The organism is Streptomyces sp. NPDC101219, from assembly GCF_044767675.1.
Classification (GTDB): domain Bacteria; phylum Actinomycetota; class Actinomycetes; order Streptomycetales; family Streptomycetaceae; genus Streptomyces.
In genome coordinates, this window is sequence record NZ_JBIWOK010000022.1 from 18,801 (window position 1) to 32,859 (window position 14,059).

At 71.1% G+C, this 14,059-nt stretch carries 11 protein-coding genes and 1 pseudogene; 4 read left to right on the top strand and 8 right to left on the bottom strand.

The window, feature by feature from the left end:
* The first annotated feature begins 370 nt into the window (after window positions 1-370).
* Window positions 371-2,665 carry a peptidoglycan recognition protein gene (locus ACIRPP_RS30095; RefSeq protein ID WP_403649323.1) on the top strand — a complete coding sequence of 765 codons (2,295 nt, stop codon included), beginning with the start codon at window positions 371-373 and terminating at the stop codon, window positions 2,663-2,665.
* A gap of 432 nt (window positions 2,666-3,097) precedes the next feature.
* On the opposite strand, the gene ACIRPP_RS30100 is transcribed toward ACIRPP_RS30095, so the two are convergent.
* The 4 genes and pseudogenes from ACIRPP_RS30100 to ACIRPP_RS30115 form a co-directional block, all read right to left on the bottom strand.
* A complete protein-coding gene (locus ACIRPP_RS30100; RefSeq protein WP_403649326.1) occupies window positions 3,098-3,223 on the bottom strand; it encodes a hypothetical protein in 126 nt (41 codons plus the stop codon).
* A 682-nt stretch (window positions 3,224-3,905) separates the two neighbouring features.
* Complete coding sequence (locus tag ACIRPP_RS30105; RefSeq protein WP_403649329.1) at window positions 3,906-4,691, bottom strand: (S)-acetoin forming diacetyl reductase; 786 nt, start codon at window positions 4,689-4,691, stop codon at window positions 3,906-3,908.
* 248 nt (window positions 4,692-4,939) lie between these two features.
* A pseudogene (locus ACIRPP_RS30110) lies at window positions 4,940-5,128 on the bottom strand (IS5/IS1182 family transposase); the annotation flags it as partial.
* Window positions 5,129-5,894: 766 nt separating this feature from the next.
* Window positions 5,895-6,068 carry a hypothetical protein gene (locus ACIRPP_RS30115; protein ID WP_403649332.1) on the bottom strand — a complete coding sequence of 58 codons (174 nt, stop codon included), beginning with the start codon at window positions 6,066-6,068 and terminating at the stop codon, window positions 5,895-5,897.
* Window positions 6,069-6,697: 629 nt separating this feature from the next.
* Here ACIRPP_RS30115 and ACIRPP_RS30120 point away from each other — a divergent pair.
* From ACIRPP_RS30120 to ACIRPP_RS30130, 3 genes are all read left to right on the top strand, one after another.
* Window positions 6,698-7,555: an SMP-30/gluconolactonase/LRE family protein gene (locus ACIRPP_RS30120; protein ID WP_403649335.1), complete on the top strand. Its 858-nt coding sequence runs from the start codon at window positions 6,698-6,700 to the stop codon at window positions 7,553-7,555.
* Window positions 7,552-8,964, top strand: coding sequence for a glucose-6-phosphate dehydrogenase (locus ACIRPP_RS30125; RefSeq protein WP_403649338.1), 1,413 nt, complete (start codon window positions 7,552-7,554; stop codon window positions 8,962-8,964). The genes ACIRPP_RS30120 and ACIRPP_RS30125 overlap by 4 nt, the downstream gene beginning before the upstream one ends.
* Window positions 8,965-9,049: 85 nt before the next feature.
* On the top strand, window positions 9,050-9,874 hold the full coding sequence (locus ACIRPP_RS30130) for an MFS transporter (protein WP_403649341.1): 825 nt from the start codon (window positions 9,050-9,052) through the stop codon (window positions 9,872-9,874).
* 170 nt (window positions 9,875-10,044) lie between these two features.
* On the opposite strand, the gene ACIRPP_RS30135 is transcribed toward ACIRPP_RS30130, so the two are convergent.
* The 4 genes from ACIRPP_RS30135 to ACIRPP_RS30150 form a co-directional block, all read right to left on the bottom strand.
* Window positions 10,045-10,569, bottom strand: a complete 525-nt coding sequence (locus ACIRPP_RS30135; protein ID WP_403649344.1) for a gluconokinase — start codon at window positions 10,567-10,569, stop codon at window positions 10,045-10,047.
* Between the two features lie 264 nt (window positions 10,570-10,833).
* The gene (locus ACIRPP_RS30140; RefSeq protein ID WP_403649347.1) at window positions 10,834-11,010 is read right to left on the bottom strand and encodes a hypothetical protein; all 177 of its coding nucleotides are present in this window, start codon (window positions 11,008-11,010) and stop codon (window positions 10,834-10,836) included.
* Window positions 11,011-11,326: 316 nt separating this feature from the next.
* Window positions 11,327-12,481 carry a beta-propeller fold lactonase family protein gene (locus tag ACIRPP_RS30145; protein WP_403649350.1) on the bottom strand — a complete coding sequence of 385 codons (1,155 nt, stop codon included), beginning with the start codon at window positions 12,479-12,481 and terminating at the stop codon, window positions 11,327-11,329.
* 338 nt (window positions 12,482-12,819) lie between these two features.
* Complete coding sequence (locus ACIRPP_RS30150) at window positions 12,820-13,491, bottom strand: glycosyltransferase (protein ID WP_403649353.1); 672 nt, start codon at window positions 13,489-13,491, stop codon at window positions 12,820-12,822.
* Window positions 13,492-14,059 lie beyond the last annotated feature (568 nt).

Below are 14,059 nucleotides of genomic sequence, written 5' to 3' on the forward strand. Positions count from 1 at the left end.
GTGGGTGCCGGCGTTCCCCGAGTCGTCGACGCCGGCTCACCTGCTCGTCGATCAGCTGGTCGTCCACGGCCTTCGCCGACACAGCTTCTGCCGACTCGGCTGCCTCCTGCGCGGCCACGTTCTCACTGGTCATCGATGCATCCTCCGTGATCGGGAGTTACACCGAACGTCTTACCGTCCCCCGCTCGGCCGGGGTTCAAGAGCCGGGCGAGCCGGTGGGGCAGTGGCGCTGCAACCGGTCCGGTCTCACATGTTCATCCGGTCGTACAACCTTTACTCATGCTCGCGGGTCTTCCGCATGATCAGTCACCTTCGAATGGTCATCTTCCGTTTGGCTCCACCTTGCCGAAAAAGGACCCCCTGCACTGTCATGCGCACTCCACGTCACTTCTGGAAGGCGGCCGCTGTCGTCGCGGCCGGCCTGTCCGGGGCCCTCGTTCTGCAGGGCATGAGCGGCCAGCAGCACACCGGTGACGGTCCCTCGGCGGACAAGCCGGGGCCCGTCGCCGTCAGGGCCGAGACGAGTGCGCTGCGGGTGTCCGGGGACGGGACTTCCGCGTCGCTGGGGAAGAGGGACACCAAGCCGTTCAGCATGCTCGGCGTGACGTGGTCCGATCCGTCCGCCCGCGTCGCCGGCACGGTCGAGATCCGCACCCGGCAAGCCGGCACGCAGAACTGGTCGCGGTGGACGAAGCTCGACGGCGACAGCGGCCAGGGCGAGAGCGGCGCCCGGCGTGGCGGGACCGAGCCGGCCTGGGTGGGCCCGTCCGACGGTGTCGAGGTGCGCGTCGACGGCAGGGGCGACGGCCGGTTGCCCGAGGGGCTGCGGCTGGACATGGTCGATCCCGGCAGCGGCGAGGTCACGGCGCTGGAACCGGCGGTGTACTCACTCGACGGCAGCGGGACGCCCGAACCTCCGGTCACCGGCCCGGAACAAGGCACGGGCCCCGGTACGGAGCCGGGTGCCGAGCCGCAGCCGGACGGGGCCGTGTCCGCGCCCCCGGCCCCCGGGCCGGGGGCGCCCGCCCCGTCCTCCCCCGTAACCTCCTCCGGCCCGCCGGAGCCGGAGGCCTCACCGTCCGGACCGCCCGCCCCCTCATCTCCCGGTCCCTCGGTGAGCGTGCCGCCCGCGCCGCCGTCCGCCGCGCCGGCCCCGCCGATCACCGGCCGGGCTGCCTGGGGTGCGGACGAGTCGATGAGCCCGGAGGAGCCCGGTTACCTGCCCGGTGGCCGGGTCGAGGCGGTCGTGGTGCACCACACGGCCGAGTCCAACGACTACACCTGTGCCCAGGGCCCGGCCGTCGTGCGCGGCATCTACGCCTACCACGTCAAGCAACTCGGCTGGAAAGACGTGGGCTACAACTTCCTGGTCGACAAGTGCGGCACCGTCTACGAGGGCCGCAAGGGCGGGGTCGACCGGCCGGTGATGGGCGCCCACGCCTACGGGTTCAACGCGCAGACCACCGGTATCTCCGTCCTGGGCACGCACACCGCCACCGCGCCCTCCACAGCTGCCCTGACCTCCGTCGCCCGCATCGCCGCGTGGAAGCTCGGCCAGTACGGCGTCGACCCCACCGCCACCGTCACCCTCACCGCGGGCGGCAGCGGACGCAGTTACTCCGGGAGGACCTGGGCCAAGGGCGCCCAACTGTCCCTGCCCGCCCTCCACGGCCACCGCGACGGCTACAACACCCAGTGCCCCGGCAACGCCTTCCACAACGAGCTCCCCACCCTGCGCACCTGGGCCGGCGGACCGGTCTCCGGCCTCACCCTGAAGTCGGTCACCGGCGCCGGGAGGGCCGGGACGACGACCTACACCAAGGGCGCGGTGAGCGTGAACTGGTCGGCCACCACCCCGGCCGCCCTCGTCGCGAAGTACGAACTGCTGGTGAACGGCAAGGTCGCCGCCACCACCACCGGCACCGCCACCTCCGCCAAGGCCGCCCTGACCGCCGGCACCCACAAGGTGGCCGTCCGCGCCGTCCACCAGTCCGGCAGGACCACCACCACGGCCGCCGCGACCGTCGTCGCCGAGACCACCGCCCCCGCCTTCACCACCAAGCCGAACCTGGCCCTGCGCACCGGCACCGTCAACACCGCCGCCGTCCCCCTCACCCTGAAGTGGAAGGCCACCGACGGTGCCGCGCTGAAGGAAGTCCGGCTCACCGCCCCGACCGCGAAGACCTACGGGCCCACGATCACCAGCGCCCCGCACACCGCCAAGTCCGCCACCGCCACCAAGTGGTCGCTGAAGGCCCACGACCAGGCCGGCAACACCGCCACCGCCTCCGTCACCGGCACTCCCGTCATCCTCCAGGAGAGCTCCGCCAAGAAGTCCGGCACCTGGAGCACCAAGTCCTCCTCCAGCTACCTCGGCGGCAAGTCGTACACCAGCTCCACCAAGAACGCCTCCCTGACCTGGACCTTCACCGGCCGTTCGGTGGCCTGGACCGTCTCCCGCGCCGCCACCTCCGGCAAGGCCCACATCTACGTCGACGGCAAGAAGGTGACCACCGTGGACCTGAAGTCCTCCACCACCAAGTACCGCGACGCGATCTGGACCAGGACCTGGAGCACCAGCGCCAAGCACACCGTCAAGATCGTCGTCGCCGGCACCAGCGGCCGTCCCACGGTCACCACCGACGCCCTCACCTACCTCAAGTAGCCGCGGCCACCAGGGAACCCATCGGCGGGGCCGGAGTGTGGGTGTCTCGCCGGCTCGCGCTGCCACTCGGAAGGCGTCTGTGCCGGTTCGGGTGGCAGCAGTTGGCAATCTTGAGGCTCACGGAGGTTCACGAGGAAGGACGTCGCCGCCGGAGCACGTGGTGGCTCGGACGTGATCGCGGACCGCTCGATCCGCTGCCATACCCTTCTGCCGTGGCGAACAGGCTGCGGTATGGGGCAGGAGGCGGGGCGAGGTGCCGCGAAACCCGAGGAGCGACGTCCTCGACGGCCCGGCTTGGATATGTCTGAGCATCCTGTTCTGCGGGTGGACGGCGGCCAGTGGCGGCACCGCGCCCTGGGTGAGGGTTGCCGCGGCATTGACGCTGGTGGGCTGGGTGGTGCTCCTGGCGAGGCGCCTTCTGCGTCGTGCCCGCTACCGTAGGTGGACCTTTTCGCTCGCGGCGAGGGTGAGCCGGAGGAAGCCGACCGCCTCCAGTTCGCGGGCGCGCTTGAGTGTTCCGGCGTCGGTGACGCGCAGGCCGCCGGCGGTTGACCACACCGGCGAGCAGGGACTCGGCGTCGGCGTCGTCGCCGGCGATGAGGACGGTGGCGGGCAGCCCGCCGACGCAGCCGGAGGCGAGTGTGGCGGCGAAGGTGGTGTTGAACGCCTTGAGTCCCGCGACTGCCCAAGTGCGGAGGCGAACTCAGCTGCCGCGAGCTGTCGGAGGGCACCACGAGCGAGTCGAAGGTGGCGAAGTCGGGAGCGGGTCGGTGATGTCGACGACGACCTTGCCCGCCAGTTGGCCGGCGCGCTCGGCCAGGACGTCGGCGACCACCGGGTAGGGGACGCGAGGACGACGATATCGCCGGTGACGGGCTGGTCGGCGTCGGACCTGCCGAGCAGGTCGACGGTGCTGCCGCCCTTGGCGGCGACGGCGGCGACGGCCTGGCCCATGGAGCCGACCCGATGGGGTGCGCGGGACCGCCCCGGGGCACGTTGCCACCGTCCGGCAGCACGTCATGGACGCCCTGGCACCCGAGCAGGTCACCCTACTGTCCGCGATCGGAGACGCCGTCCTGCACCGGCTGGACCCGCGGGGCACCCTGGCCGCGACCTACCACCGCTACGACCGCACGGCGCGCGCACCGGCCGCGGCCGGTGCGCGCCTTTGGCACCAGCCCACGGGCGGTCAGCGGCGACTCGCTGCCGACGGGAGGGCCCGTATGCAGGGCGCACTAAGTCAGTTGAAGACCATGCCGCCATCGACCAGGATCGACTGTCCCGTGATGTAGTCGGAGTCCGGGCCGGAAAGGAACGAGACAACGCCCGCCACATCCTCCGGATCGGACAATCGTTCCAGGGTGATGCCCTGGGTGAACTGCCGCCAGCCCCATTCCTCGGGCTCGCCCGCTGCTTCGGCTGTCTGTTTCGCCAGGTTCTCCATCAACGGGGTCCTGACGATGCCCGGGGCGTACGTGTTGACCGTGATGCCGTATTTCGCCAGGTCCCTGGCCGCCGTCTGTGAGAGCCCTCGGACGGCGAACTTGGTGGCGGAGTACAGCGCGATCCCGGGGTTGCCCACGTGACCCGCCTGGGACGCTGCGCTGATGATCTTTCCGCCGTGGCCGAGCTCCCGGAACGCCTTAGTGGCAGCCTGGATGCCCCACACCACACCGTTGAAGTTGATGGAGAAGAGCTTCTCGACGCCTTCCGGGGTGATGTCCTCGATCGGTGTCTGCGGTGCAATGCCGGCGTTGTTGACGATGACATCGAAACCGCCGAACTCGGAGACGGTCCGATCGACCGCCGCGAACACGTCGTCCCGGTCGGCGACGTCGACCCGCAGGGCCGTCGCACCGCCGTCCTTGCCGCCGAGTCCATCAGCGACCTTTCCCGCGGCGTCGGTGTTCAGATCGGCGATCGCCACCTTGAAGCCATCGGCGTGAAGCCGCTCGACAATCGCCTGTCCGATTCCCTGCCCACCGCCGGTGACGAGGGCGACCTTCCCATTTTCTGTACGTGCCACTTCCACACTCCCCTTTCGCGTCTTTGCGCCACCCCGAGGGTTGCGGACGCGTACCCCTGGCTCCCCCGGCCACACCAAGGCGGGCGCTCGAAGGCCGGGGCCTCGAGCGAGACATCCGGTCCTGGCTCGCCGACTCAAACGAGCAGCCCAGACCCTTCATCTGGACCAAGACCGCTGACGAGATCCTCGAAAGAGCCGCCCATTGCCGAGGAATCTCCGACTCAGGTCACTCGGTCGTCTCCGCAATGTCAGGGAAGCCAGAGTCGTAGGCAGGCGATGGTGACCAGGGCCTGGTGGTGGCGGGCGCGTTTGTCGTGGCGGGTGGCCAGGGCTTTGCTGTGCTTGAGCTTGTCGAAGCGGCGCTCTACGACGTTGCGGCGCCGGTGGACGGCCCGGCCGAGCCGGCAGCGGCTCTCTCCTCGCCGGATGCGGCCGTTGCCGGTGCCGGCCTGACCGGCAGGCGCATCGACGGTGCTGACCGGTCCGCTCATCACCAGTGCTCTCTCTGCGTGTCCTGCGCCGGTGAGTCCGTGGGGCAAGGAGGGGGCTGCGGGCGGTCGCACAGCACCCGGGACGCGCGGGCCGCTCCTGCGGACACGTCGGCGGCCGGGGAGCTCCGGCCGACCGTCCGGAACGGCGGGGCGGGACGGGGGCGGGGAGGGGGCGCCGTCCGCGGGACCTCCCCGTCCGACCGCCGCACCACCGCTCTCGGGAAGCCCCGGCAGCCGGCTGCCGTCGCCCGCGTCCCGCCCGTCCGTGGTCGGCGGTGTCGACGCGTTGCCTGCTGACGCCGGGTCTCGGGCGGCTTCCTCACCCGGATGGAGGCAGAACACGGGGTGCCGGTCCCGGGGCGCGCGCGGATGTCAGCCGACGGCTGGTCAGAGGGCCGGTCGCTCTCGCTGGCGGGCCCGCAAGTGCCGGCCGGCCAGCGCATCGCGGCTCGTTCCGCCCTTCGGGAAGCACCGGGCCCCGCCCGCGACCAGGCGTGCAGCTCTCCGGCGTCTGTCGTTGATCTCCTGGGCGGTGCGGTGAAGATGCGGGCGGTCGGGGCGCGGGCGACGATCGGACGGGTGGTGGTGCGCGCCGTCAGCGAGCCACCCCGGTCCCCCCTTCACGAAGCCCCTCCCCGCGCAGGCCCCGGACGGAGTCACGATGCCCAGGAGCACCGGAGCACCGCCCGTCCTCCCGGTCCGGCGGCCGTTCTCACGCCGAGCCGCTCCGGGCGGACGAGCGGCCGGTCCTGTCCCGGGCCCGTTTCGACCAGCTCACCAGCCGTCCGGCCCAGCGGTGGAGACGGCCGGGCGGTACCGCGGCGGGGGGTACGCGGCGGTCCAGGGCGCCCGTGCGGATCGCCTCGAGAGCGTCGGCGAGGTCCACGCCCGCGAACGTGATGACGTCGGTGGCGAACCGTGCGCAGGCTGTAGGCCAGGAAGGTGCGCTCGGAGTCGGCCGGCCCGGACTCCGCGGTGATCCGCGTGGCGAGTTCCAGCGAGCGGTCCGCGGCGCGCTGGCGCACCGTGCGGTCGTCGAGTCCGTCGGCCAGCGAGCTGACGACGTCCGCCAGGCCGCGCACCGGCTGCTCCAGCCGGCTGCGGGTGCCGGCGTCGGCCGAGGTGAGCAGGCGTGCGAGCAGCAGGCAGCTGGCGCCGCATCGCGTGCAGGCCGCGTTCGCCGAGGTTCGCGGTCAGCGCGATGACCGCTGTGATGGGTGCGAAGTACGGGGCGGGATGGCCGAGCGCGTAGCGGGCCACCAGCCATGCCGCCGCGGCGCCGGCGGTGGCCTGGAGGAGCAGCCACACGTCCAGGGCGGCCCGGCGGCCCCCGGCCAGGAGCTGCGTTGCCGCCCGGCGGGTCAGTGCGCGCGCTGCGAGCACTGCTCTGCGTTTTCGCGGCGCGCTCACCCGGCTCATCATGCCAGTCGGCCATGCCGCTCACCCGGCGGCAGCCGGCCCCGGCGAGCCGCTTCCGGGCCTCGTGCCCGTGCTCCGGCCCACGGTGGAAAGGACGTGACGGCAGTGCAGGTCGAGCAGGTGACCGAGCCGTTGGCGTACCACGCCGAGGGACCGGTCTGGTGCGAGGCGTGGGGCGGACTGCGGTGGCTGGACATGCTGGCGGGCGACATCCTGTCGCTCGCCCGGGACCAGACCGTGGCACGGCGGCACGTCGACACGGTCGTGGCCGCGGTCCGGCCCCGGCGAGGTGGGGGCGCCGTGATCGGTGTGGAGCGCGGTTTCGCCCTCGAGGACACGAACGGAACGGTGACCGTGGTGGTTTCCCTGTGGAGTGACGGGCGCGTCCGGATGAACGAGGGAGGCTGTGATCCCGACGGGCGCTTCTACTGCGGTTCGATGGCCTACGACGGCCGTGAGGGGGCCGGCTCCCTGTACCGCCTGGACCCGGACGGTTCGACGACGACGGTGCTGGACGCGGTGACGGTCTCCAACGGCCTTGAGTGGAGCCCCGAGGGGGACCGTGCGTACTACGCGGACACCGCGACGGGCCGCGTCGACGTCTTCGACTACGGCCGTGGGACGGGGTTGAGCGGCAGGCGTCCGTTCGCCGCCGTGCCGGAGGGTTTCGGCGGCCCGGACGGGCTGACGGTGGACGCGGAGGGCGGGGTGTGGGTCGCGCTGTACGGGGGTTCCGCGGTGCGGCGGTACGCGCCGGACGGCACCTTGGACGAGGTGGTGGAGCTGCCGGTCACCAAGGTCACCGCGTGCGCCTTCGGGGGGCCCGGGCTCGACCGGCTGTTCATCACCACCTCGCGCGAGCATCTCGAGCCCGGTGTCGAACCGGAGGCGGGCGCGCTGTTCGCCTGCGTGCCCGGGGTGCGGGGCGTGCCGGTGAGGGAGTTCGCCGGATGAGCGCGGCCGACGCCCCGGCGGCGTCCCCGGACCGCGAGCGGACTCAGACGCTGCTCATCCTCGGCGCACGCGGCGACCTCACCCAGCGGCTGCTCCTGCCCGGCCTGGGCAATCTCGTCGCCGCGTCGGGGCTGACCGGTCTCCACCTGGTCGGCAGTGACCGGGGCCGGGGAAGGGACGAGGAGTGGCGGACGCTCGTCGCGCGGGCGTTCGCCGCGGGCGGGGCGGAAGGGCCGGCCGTCGATGCCGTCGTCCGCGACGCGCGCTTCCTGACCGCGGACGTCACGGCGGAGGACGATCTGCGCCGTCTGCTGGATTCCTGCCGTGGCCGTCTGACCCTGTACTTCGCGCTGCCGCCGGCGATCACCGTCGAGGCGTGCCGGGTGCTGGCCCGGATCGGTGTGCCCGAGGGGACTCGGCTCGTGCTGGAGAAACCGTTCGGCACCGACGCGGCCAGCGCCGCGGCGCTGAACGAGCTGCTGCACGGCTTCGTGCCCGAGGACCACGTGCACCGCGTCGACCACTTTCTGGGGATGTCGACGGTGCTGAACATTCTGGGGGTCCGGTTCGCCAACCGGGTCGTCGAACCGCTGCTGGCCTCGGAGCATGTCGAGGCGGTGGACATCGTGTTCGACGAGACGCTCGGTCTGGAGGGGCGGGCGGGGTTCTACGACACGACGGGCGCGCTGCGCGACATGATCCAGAGCCATCTGCTGCAGGTGCTGTCGCTGGTGGCGATGCCCGCGCCGAGCACGCTCCAGCCGCTCGACGTGCGGGACGCCAAGGCGCAGGTCCTGCGTGCCACGCACGTCTGGGACGACCGTCCCGAGCGGTTCAGCCGGCGTGCCCGTTACACCGCCGGAACGGTGGACGGCCGCTCGCTGCCCTCCTACACCGACGAGCCGGGCATCGACCCCGCCCGGCAGACCGAGACGCTCGCCGAGGTGGTGTTCGCGGTCGACACCTGGCAGTGGGCCGGCGTGCCGTTCCGTGTGCGTTCGGGCAAGGCGATCGGCTCGCCCCGGCAAGAGGTCACCTTCTGGTTCAAGGCCCCGCAGCACGTGCCGGACGGGCTCGTCGGCGCCGTGCCCAACAACCGGCTGCGTCTGGGTATCGGTCCGCACCGCCTGCAGCTCGACCTCAATGTCAACGGGCCGGGCGACCCGTCGACCATCTCTCCGGTCACCCTCGACACCACGTTCGGGCCGGGCGACCTGCTGGAGTACGGGGAGGTGCTCCGGGGCGTGCTGGAGGACGAGAAGCCGCTGTCGGTGCGCGACGACATGTCGGTGGAGTCGTGGCGCATCGTCGAACCGGTGCTGGACGCGTGGCGCGACGGGCGGGTCCCCCTCGACGACTATCCGGCCGGCAGTGCCGGCCCCGCGCATTGGGAGGAACTGCCGTCATGAGCGAGCCACTGGACACACGGCCCTCGGCGCAGAGCCGGTTCGTCCAGCTCACGCCAAGGGGGCTCGGGTCGTCCGCCGTTGGGCGATGGCCATCACCATCGGCAGCTTCCTGTTCGGTTTCGACACGGGATCATCTCCGGGGGCGCTGCTTTTCATCCGCGACGAGTTCGGCCTGACCTCCTTCGAGCAGAGCTCGGTGGTCAGCGTCCTGCTGCTCGGCGCGGTCGCGGGGGCGCTGGGCAGCGGCAAGGTCTCGGACCGCTACGGGCGGCGCCCGCTGCTGGCCGGTCTGGGGGTGCTGTTCCTCCTCGGGATCATCGTCGCCGCGGTGGCCAACGGCTACTGGATGCTGCTGCTCGGCCGCATCATCATGGGTCTCGCGGTCGGCGGGGTGTCGGCGACGGTGCCGACCTATCTCGGCGAGATGGCTCCGGCCCAGATCCGGGGCCGGGTGCTCAGTCTGAACCAGCTGCTCATCACCCTGGGCCTGCTCACCTCCTACCTCGTGAACTGGGCGTTCGCCGAGTCCGAGCAGTGGCGCGCGATGTTCTGGGTCGGCGGCATCCCCTCCGCGCTGCTGGTGCTGGTGTGCCTGTGGCTGCCCGAATCCCCGGTGTGGCAGATCAACAACGGCAAGACGGACCGCGCCCGGCGCACGCTCGACCGGGTCACCGAGCCGGGCGGCGCGGACCTCGTCGTCTCGCGGTACGACGACACCGAGGCCGGTCCCGGCGCCGGGCAGCGCGAGAGCGAGGGCCAGGCCGGAGCCGAAACGGCAGGCATGCGCGCGCTGTTGGCCCCGGCCGTCCGGCCCGCGCTCCTGGTGGGCGTCATCCTCGCCGCGCTGCAGCAGTTCTCCGGCATCACTTTCGTCGATGAGAGCCTCCGCGGGGAGGCGAGGTCGTCCTGAGCGGCTCCACGAGGCGGGGGGCCGAGAGCCTGCGCGGGGCGGGTTCCCAGGGCTTCCCAAAGCCCTCCAAGGGGCGGGGTATTCAGGGCTCTCGCGGGGCGGGGTGCGTGACCGTCCGGCAGATGAGGACCCTTCGTCGCCGCGGGGGCAGCCCGCGGGAGCGGGGATCCCTACGGTGCGAAGGAGGAAGCGTCCAGTTCCCGCAGCGCCTCAACGACGCGGTCGGTGGTCTCCTCAGGAGTACCGGACACGTCGACCGTCACTCCCTTCTCGTCCTGCTCCAGCGGCTGGAGCTCGGCGAGCTGGGAGGCGAGCAGCTTCGTGGGCATGAAGTGCCCCTGGCGGCGGGCCAGTCGCTCCTCGATGAGCGCGCGGCCAGCCGTGAGGTGTACGAACACGATGTCGGGAGCCGTGGCCCGCACTCGGTCGCGGTACGCCCGCCGCAGCGCCGAGCCGCTGATCACCCCGCCGGCCTCCGTCCGGTCGCGTGCCCATGCGCCGATGGCGTCCAGCCAGGGCCCGCGGTCGTTGTCGTCGAGCGGCGTGCCGCCTGACATCTTGGCGATGTTGGCTCGCGGGTGGAAGTCGTCCCCCTCGGCGAACGGGACGCCGAACCGGGCTGCGAGCAGGACACCGATGGTGGTCTTGCCGGTGCCGGTGACTCCCATGACCACCACGACCCGGGTGCCGCTCATGACGGCTCCCGTACCGGCAGGAGGCGGACTCCAGGCGTCGAGGAGGGGGACGATCGCGTCATGCCGCGATCGTCTCAGGGAATCGGGGCACCAGCAGTCCCGGAACGGCTCATCGGGTACCTCGCCTCGTCGGGGGGGACCGCTGTGGGACGACCCTCGCGCTCAGCGGGGCCCTGCCCCGGCCGTCGTCATCGTGTCCTCCCGGCTGTCTGTGACCATCCCCGCCGAGCGGCCTGGACCGCCTGCCCCTCCCCCTGCCGGAGGTCACGCGAGCAGTCCGACCCGCACCTCACCGCTGTCACGGTCGGCCTGCACGGCGTGACCGGCCTGCGTGAGGATCGCCAGCAGCGCGGATCGCAGAGCAGCACGGATGCCCTCGAACTCGGCATCCTCGCGGCCGGCGGGATCCAGCTCGCTGCCCAGCACCCACCTCACCATCACGGAGTCCGTCTCCCGCCGCACCCGCAGGCCGGTCCCACCCTCCGACGACGTCGATCCCGCGGCGGCCGTGGCCGCGTGTACCGCGGCGAGGGAGCGGGGAGGTCGAGCAGCCGGTACGCCTGGGTGCAGCTGATGCCGAACTTCCGACCGGCCGGAAGTGATAACTCCGGCCGCGCGGCGGGCCGCTGTCATGCTCCCGTGGTCACCCTGCCCTGCGTCGCCGCCTTTTCAGTACGACAGCGGTGCCCACTTCACCAGGCGAGTTCGAGGCCCTGCGGAAGATCCACAGGGCCTCGTCCTTGTCGCCTCGAGACGGCTACGGGGTGTTGTCGGCGCAGACGGCGTAGGGCGTGAGGCTGATGTTCTCAGCGGTTTCGTTCAGCAGAGAGACTTCCCAGGCGTCGCCTTCCGGTTTGCTTGTGAGGCCGCTCGGGGGCGGGCCGGTGAGTTCGAAACCTCCGCCGGTGAGCACGCTGCCCGCAGGGCATGCGGCGTCGGATGCTGCGGGGACGGCGGCGACATCGAGCCCGGAGGGCTCGCCGCCCACGGCGACGGTGGCGACGACGCTGTTGGTGAGGGTGGAGACGGCGGAGACCGTTCCCGCGGTGACCGCGCTGACGTAGAGACGGCTGCCGCTCGGGTTCACGGTGACTCCGAAGGGCTCGCTGCCGGCGGGAAACGCGATGGTGTCGACGACCGTGTTGCCCGCGGTGTCGATCACCGACACTGTGTCATCACCGATGTTGGAGACGTAGGCGCGAGTGCCGTCGGGCGAGAGCGCGACCTTCTGGGGGGCATCGCCTACGCTGATGGTGTCGACGACGGTGTTGCTGGATGTGTCGATGACCGATACGTCGTCGGAGTTCTGGTTGGCGGAGTAGACGCGGCTGCCGTCGGGGGAGACCGCCACCCCTTGGGGCACGCTACCAACTGCGACGGTGTCGACGACGGTGTTGGTGGATGTGTTGATCACCGATACGCCGTCGGAGAGTTGGTTGGCCGTGTAGGCGCGGGTTCCGTCCGGGGAGACCGCGACGTCCTGGGGATTGTCGCCGACCGCGACGGTGCCTGTGACGGTGTTGCTGGATGTGTCGATGACCGATACGCCGTCGGAGAGTTGGTTGGCCGTGTAGACGCGGGTGCCGTCGGGGGAGACCGCGACGGCTCTGGGTCCGTCCCCGACGGTGACCGTGCCGATCACGGTGTCGGTGGACGTGTCGATCACGGAGAGGGAATCGTCGTTGAAGCCGACGACGTAGGCACGGGTTCCGTCCGGGGAGACCGCGACGTCCTGGGGACCGTCGCCGACCGCGATGGTGCCGACGACGGTGTTGGTGGACGTGTCGATCACCGCCACGGTGTCGCTCTGTGTCTGGGCGACGTAGGCGAAGGTGCCGCCCGGTTGTGCGTGAGCGGTGGAGGCCAGGGCCAGGGAGCCGGCCAGACCGGCTGTCAGGGTGACTCCTCCCACTGCCCAGGACCGCAGCCGCGGCCACCACGAGGCCGCGGCTCTTGCTCTGATTCGCCGGACGTTCTCCCGTCCGGGTACGCGGCCCGTCGTGATACCTGACATCAAGTCCTCCTCTTGCTCCACGCGGTGACCGGGCCTCGGCGGCCATGCGCGAGCGAAGCGACTTCGGTCTGGGGCGTGGGTAGCAGATCTGAAATCAAATGGCGATGAGCATTCGTTCAGAGGCTGGACGTTCCCCCTGTATGGCGATGAGCGGCTGGGCCACACGGAGCACGTGCTGCGCCTTCTGGCCGTTCCGGGAAACGGAAGGGATTTTCAGCGGTGATCGGGAGCCGACGCTATTTCCCGGCCGCGGCGGGAATTTTTCCACGGTGTTGGACGGATACGGACGTGGGCCCTGGGACTGTGCCGAGACGCCGGGCGGCGTACTCACGGTTCGCGAGCGTCCGCGGATTGTGCGGGTCACGTTCGAGATCCGCGCGGAGCAGGCGTGCGTCACGCTCGAACTTGTCACCGCGTGACCCGCCATCGGCATGGTCGACAACAACCAGCGCATCAAGATTCTCCTGGCCGACCGGTTCATCGTCAGTGGTGAGGTATTCGTGGGTGACGCCCTCGTAGCGCCACGCGATGTCCCCCCTGACCAGTCGCTTGATGCGGTACTGGACGTCGCCCTCGTGCCGCAGCATGTAGGAAGCGGCGGTCTGGGGCGGCAAGGTCGCATCCTGGCGGATCTCCAGGTCGGCGTCGAGGAGGAGCAGGTAGTCGGCCTTGCCCCGGGCGTGGGCGATATTCCGGGTCCGGTTGTGCCCGAAGTCGAACCAGGGCTCCTCGTGGAGTTCACCCGGGACGTCTCGCAGCACTCGGCTGATGACCTGCTGGGTACCGTCGGTGGACCCCGTGTCGGAGATCACCCAGTAGGTGATCAGGCTGCGTACTGACGCCAGGCACCGCTCGATGACCCGCGACTCGTTCTTCACGATCATGCAGAGGCAGATCGACGGCTCCACGTCATCTCCTTCCAGCGTGGTTGCGGGCATGGTCGCCCGGTGCTCTCTACACCAACGCGATGGAGGCCCTATGGCCGACCACGGGTGTCGTACGTCATGGGCGCGGGCTGCCGAGTCATGCGCTGCTGCCGGATGAGGGTCTGCCGAGAACGGGTAGATCGAGCTGAGACTGCCGGCGACCGAGACGGCCGCCGGCGCTCTCATCGCGACCCCGATCCGTTCAGCAGGCGCCCGGACTTGTGCTCACGAGCCCGGCACCGTCACGGTCTCGCCTTGAACGATGAACGTGTTTACGGGTCCGGCTGGTCCGGTGGGTCCTGTGTCACCAGTTGGCCCCGTGGGTCCAGTGGCGCCTGCAGGTCCGGTGGGCCCCGTCTCACCGGCAGGCCCGGTCGGCCCAGTAGCCCCCGTCTCACCAGCAGGCCCAGTCGGCCCCGTAGCCCCCGTCTCACCAGCAGGCCCAGTCGGCCCCGTAGCCCCCGTCTCACCAGCAGGCCCAGTCGGCCCCGTAGCCCCCGTCTCACCAGCAGGCCCAGTCGGCCCCGTAGCCCCCGTCTCACCAGCAGGC

What these genes read in the sequence shown, in the direction of transcription:
- ACIRPP_RS30130 (WP_403649341.1), top strand. Translation starts at nt 9,050, where the DNA reads ATGGCCATCACCATCGGCAGCTTCCTGTTCGGTTTCGACACGGGATCA.
- ACIRPP_RS30135 (WP_403649344.1), bottom strand. Translation starts at nt 10,569, where the DNA reads ATGAGCGGCACCCGGGTCGTGGTGGTCATGGGAGTCACCGGCACCGGC.
- ACIRPP_RS30095 (WP_403649323.1), top strand. Translation starts at nt 371, where the DNA reads ATGCGCACTCCACGTCACTTCTGGAAGGCGGCCGCTGTCGTCGCGGCC.
- ACIRPP_RS30125 (WP_403649338.1), top strand. Translation starts at nt 7,552, where the DNA reads ATGAGCGCGGCCGACGCCCCGGCGGCGTCCCCGGACCGCGAGCGGACT.